Source organism: Craterilacuibacter sp. (genome assembly GCF_051659485.1).
Taxonomy (GTDB): domain Bacteria; phylum Pseudomonadota; class Gammaproteobacteria; order Burkholderiales; family Chromobacteriaceae; genus Craterilacuibacter.
In genome coordinates this window covers 1-4,298 of the sequence record NZ_JBOFOO010000265.1, presented here as the reverse complement: position 1 = coordinate 4,298, position 4,298 = coordinate 1, and the positions used below count along the sequence as shown (strand labels likewise).

The 4,298-nt window shown below is 60.2% G+C and carries 6 protein-coding genes and 1 pseudogene; 4 read left to right on the top strand and 3 right to left on the bottom strand.

Going from position 1 to position 4,298, the window contains the following annotated elements; genetic code table 11:
- Positions 1–144: 144 nt before the first annotated feature.
- The 4 genes from ACRC1E_RS09180 to ACRC1E_RS09165 all read left to right on the top strand — a co-directional run bounded on the left by ACRC1E_RS09180 (position 145) and on the right by ACRC1E_RS09165 (position 2,883).
- Positions 145–546, top strand: a complete 402-nt coding sequence (locus tag ACRC1E_RS09180; protein WP_438514797.1) for a YgiW/YdeI family stress tolerance OB fold protein — start codon at positions 145–147, stop codon at positions 544–546.
- A gap of 151 nt (positions 547–697) precedes the next feature.
- Positions 698–1,051 (top strand): YgiW/YdeI family stress tolerance OB fold protein, encoded by a 354-nt coding sequence (locus tag ACRC1E_RS09175; RefSeq protein ID WP_438514796.1) that lies wholly within the window; start codon positions 698–700, stop codon positions 1,049–1,051.
- A gap of 515 nt (positions 1,052–1,566) precedes the next feature.
- Positions 1,567–2,499, top strand: a complete 933-nt coding sequence (locus ACRC1E_RS09170; RefSeq protein WP_438514795.1) for a DMT family transporter — start codon at positions 1,567–1,569, stop codon at positions 2,497–2,499.
- 24 nt (positions 2,500–2,523) lie between these two features.
- On the top strand, positions 2,524–2,883 hold the full coding sequence (locus ACRC1E_RS09165) for a 5-carboxymethyl-2-hydroxymuconate Delta-isomerase (protein ID WP_438514794.1): 360 nt from the start codon (positions 2,524–2,526) through the stop codon (positions 2,881–2,883).
- A gap of 80 nt (positions 2,884–2,963) precedes the next feature.
- On the opposite strand, the gene ACRC1E_RS09160 is transcribed toward ACRC1E_RS09165, so the two are convergent.
- The 3 genes and pseudogenes from ACRC1E_RS09160 to ACRC1E_RS09150 form a co-directional block, all read right to left on the bottom strand.
- Positions 2,964–3,623 (bottom strand): DsbA family protein, encoded by a 660-nt coding sequence (locus ACRC1E_RS09160; protein ID WP_438514793.1) that lies wholly within the window; start codon positions 3,621–3,623, stop codon positions 2,964–2,966.
- Positions 3,613–4,044 carry a disulfide bond formation protein B gene (locus tag ACRC1E_RS09155; protein ID WP_438514792.1) on the bottom strand — a complete coding sequence of 144 codons (432 nt, stop codon included), beginning with the start codon at positions 4,042–4,044 and terminating at the stop codon, positions 3,613–3,615. Before ACRC1E_RS09155 ends, ACRC1E_RS09160 begins: the two co-directional genes overlap by 11 nt.
- 23 nt (positions 4,045–4,067) lie before the next feature.
- Positions 4,068–4,298 (bottom strand): annotated as a pseudogene (locus tag ACRC1E_RS09150) (GTP 3',8-cyclase MoaA); the annotation flags it as partial.

Below are 4,298 nucleotides of genomic sequence, written 5' to 3'. Positions count from 1 at the left end.
GGCTGCCGGCCATCATGAGGGCTGGGTGCGCCTTTGGCCGGCTGTGGCGCTGTCGGGCGACTGATGCTTAGCCTTAGGCGCGGCGTGATGCCTGCTAAGCACCGTCAGTGCGGCTTAAGGTCGTCTTAATATAAGCGTGCTTAAATGCTTTTCATTGAAGACGAACACGGAACCCGCACCATGAAAAAACTCGCCATTACCGCCCTGATTGCCGCCCTCCTGCCACTGGCCGCTAGCGCCGGTACTGCCCCGCACAGCTATACCGGCCCAAGCGCCGTGCCGAGCGTGACGACAATAAGCGCCGCGCAAAAAGCCGCCGACGATACCCGCTTCGTACTGGAAGGGCAGATCGTCAAACAGCTATCCCATGATACCTATCAGTTTCGCGATGCCAGCGGCGAGGGCGTGGTCGAGATCGATGGCAAGCATTTGCCGGCGGTGAAATTCGACGACAAGACCCGTGTGCGCCTGTCCGGCAAGGTCGACAAGGACTGGTATCAAACCACGCCCGAAATTGATGTGAAAATGGTCGAACTCCTGAATTGAGCCGGTTCGCTTGCACGGCGTGACGGATAGGCTGCGCCTGCCTGCGCGGCAGCCTGAAATACCTCTGCTATAACGTTTAGCATGTGGTAAATGGATTTTTATGAATTTGGCTTGCTTGTGCGGGTGCCGGCAGCCTGATATGGAGATAATGATGAAACATTTTGCTGTAATGGCCCTGATTGCCGCCCTGCCTTTTGCTGCACACGCCGAATATACCGGCCCGGGCGCAGCGGCGGCGGCACCTGCTGGCGTGGTAACGGCGGTGGCGGCTGCAAAAATGGCGGATCACGCGGCGGTGACGCTGGAAGGGCAGGTGGTGAATAAACTGGGCAAAGACAGCTACACCTTCCGTGATGCCAGCGGCGAGATCCGGGTCGAGATCGACCATCAATATCTGCCGGCAGAAAATTTCGACGCGGCAACCCGCGTGCGCCTATCCGGTAAGGTCGACAGGGAAATTAGCGGGGTAGAAGTCGATGTGAAGTCGGTGCAGATCCTGCGTTAAGCACGTCTGGCGCGGCATGATGAAAAACGAGCCTGAGGCTCGTTTTTTTTGGCTATGTCCTGTTACGAGTTTGCGCAGATAGGTTTTGGACTTTGTGTCCGCTGCGCGGACGTGTTTTTTACTTGCCGCTTCCGCTGACCGAGCGCGGCAAGCGCAGCGGCGCGAGGGAATACATGCGGGCAGGGGCCGGGGGCGCCCGGCCCCTTGCATCTCCGGTGCCCCCGAAGTCTCGCGAAACCCCGCTGCAAAAGCCTCTGGCGAGGCGTTGGCCAACTCCATGCGTGCGAATCTTTGATTCGCTCAGCGGGGTATTCGCTACCGTCGAATCGCTCAAGCAGGGGCCGGCTTAAGACCCCGCCAGCGTCTTTTTCACCGGCGCGAGCCTAACGGGGATGGGGGGCTGACGCACGGATAGTGCGCATCGCATGCAATCAACACCAACGTGTAATTCGGACATCGCCTTTTTTTGGCTTGGCATGGCATCACCTTGTTTAAATATGCATTAAGGGTAGATAATGCTGTTTAAAATTCTGCGAAGCCTGTCTGCCATGCTGCCCTATCTTGCCCTGACACTGGCCATGCTGTTGTGGGCCAGTTCCTTTATCGCCCTCAAGTATGTGTTTGCCGTGTTCGATCCGGTATTCGTGCTGTTTGCACGCATGCTGATCGCGTCGCTGTGCGTGCTGCCGCTGATTCTGCGTGCCGGCAAGCGCTGGCGCTATCAGGCAGGAGACTGGAAATGGCTGCTGGGCTTGGGGCTGGCCGAGCCTTGCCTGTATTTTTTGTTCGAAGCCAAGGCCTTGATGCTGACCAGTGCCTCGCAGGCGGCGGTGATCACCGCCACCTTGCCGATACTGGTGACGGCCGGTGCCATGCTGTTTCTGGCCGAACGCCACGGCCGTCAGGTGTGGGCCGGCATGGTGGTGTCGTTTGCCGGCGTGCTGTGGCTGACGGTGGGGGCCAGCAGCAGTGCCGATGCGCCCAATCCCTTGCTTGGCAATGCGCTGGAGTTTCTGGCCATGGTGTGTGGCGCCGGCTACATGCTGATCGCCAAGAAGTTGTCGCTGCGCTATTCGGCGCTGCTGCTGACCGGGGTGCAGGCGCTGATGGGCTCGCTGTGGTTCGGCATCGGCATGCTGACGCCGTGGGGGCAGTGGCCGGATACGCTGCCGTTCTGGCCTAGTGTGTGGGTGGTTTACCTGGGCGCCTGTATCACGCTGGGCGGCTACGGCTTGTATACCTGGGCGGTGGGCAAGGTTGACGTGGCGCGCGCGGCCTCTTTTATCAACCTGATTCCGGTGTTTTCGGTGGCGCTGGCCTGGCTGATTCTGGGCGAGATGCTGAATCTGTCGCAGTGGCTGGCGTGTGCGCTGGTGTTCGGCGGGGTGCTGATCAGCCAGAAGAAGCCGCTGGCGGCAGCACCGGTGCCGGTTACGGCGCAAAACTGATCAATTTCCATTTAAGGAGTCGCGATGCCGCACCTGAATATCGAATACTCGGATAATTTGCCGGCGCTGGATGCCGGTGCGCTGTTGCTGGCGATGAATCAGGCGCTGCTGGCATCCGGCCAGTTTGACGAGTGCGACATCAAGAGCCGGGCGCAGAAGATGGATGCCTTCCGGATTGGTGTCTCGTTATCGCCGCGCGCTTTCGTGCATGGCAGGCTGTCCATTCTGGATGGGCGCCCGCACGCTATCCGGCAGGCTTTGTCCGCCTGCTTGCTGCAGGTGTTGCAGCAGCAGTGCTGGCCTGCAGGGCTAGAGCTTCAGCTGAGTGTCGAGGTGCTGGAAATCGAACGCACCGCGTATGCCAAGGCGTGCATTGAGTGCTAAGCCATACCCTGTGGCAAACGGGCAGGGAATAGGGCGGAGTTGATGGCCGCGACAGGCTTTCGTCACGGCCGTCGTGATGTTTACTGCTGGCCGTAGCTGCGCGCCACTTCGCCGGCCACCAGTGCCTTGAACTGGCCGACGCCGAATTCGGTCAGCGGCTTGCCGTTGACGAATAGCCCCGGGGTCATGTCGACCTGCAGCGCCTGACGGTCGGCCTCATCCTGCTGCACGATGGCGGTGATGGCCGGCGCATTCATGTCCTGCGCCAGGCGCGTCATGTCCACGCCTTCATGCATAAAGATGGCGGCCACCTTGTTGGCATCGGCCTGATGGTTTTGCGCCCAGTAGGCCTGATTCTGGTACAGGGTTTCCAGCAGCGGCCAGTACGGCTTTTGCAGGCGGGCCGCTTCCAGCATGCGCACGATCTGGTCGGCGCCGTGATGCAGGGCCGCGTAACGGATCACCACTTTCACCTGTCCCGGATACTGTTCGACCATGCCCTTCACCAGCGGCGAAAACGCGGCGCAGGTCTCGCAAGCCGGATCGGTAAATTCGACGATGGTCACCTTGGCGTCGGCAGGGCCGAGCACCGGCGCATGCGCGCGCAGCAGTTGTTCGCTGTTGACGCTGCCTTGGGCGGCCATGTTTTCGGCTTGCTGCGACTGGTAAAAGCGCGCCGCGCCAAAGAAGGCCAGCAGCGCCAGCAGGACGCTGCCCAAGAGGATGGTTTTATTTTTCATTTCGTGGTGCTTTCGAGGCAATAAGGAGCAGGGTATTGATGGCGGCAAAGGCCAGTAGCGACAAGAGCGGCAAGGTGACAAAGCCGAATAGCTGCAGGTCGATCTGGGCGCAGGAGCTGCTGCCCTGGCCGCAGGGTTGCAAGTCCTGCGGGATTAAGCCGGCGTAGATCAGATTGTGATACAAGGCCGACAGCGCGCCGATGAAGCCCAGCGGCAGTGCGTAGCGGATGGCCGAACTGTCTGATGTGGCTAAGCCTTGGGCGAGTATCAATACCAGCGGGAACATGGCGATGCGCTGATACCAGCACAGCACGCAAGGCTCGATACCGACGATTTCGCTAAAAAAAAGTGCACCCAGTGTCGATACGAGTGCGAGCAGCCAGGCAATAAAAACCAGATTCCATTGACGCGGATACAGCATGGACTTCCTTGTGATGGGCGGCTTTAGCCGCCGGTTTGTGACATGAAGCGCACCACCTTGCCGGGCGCTTCGTTGAAGGTATGGCGTTCGGGCTTGCGGGCAATCGCGCCGCGGATGGCCGCCGTCAGGGTGTGATCGTCGGCGCCGGCCCGCAGCATCGGCCCCAGTTCCAGCTTGTCGTTCTGCCCCAGGCACAGATACAGCGTGCCATCGACACCCAGCCGCACACGGTTGCAGGCCGCACAAAAGTGCTG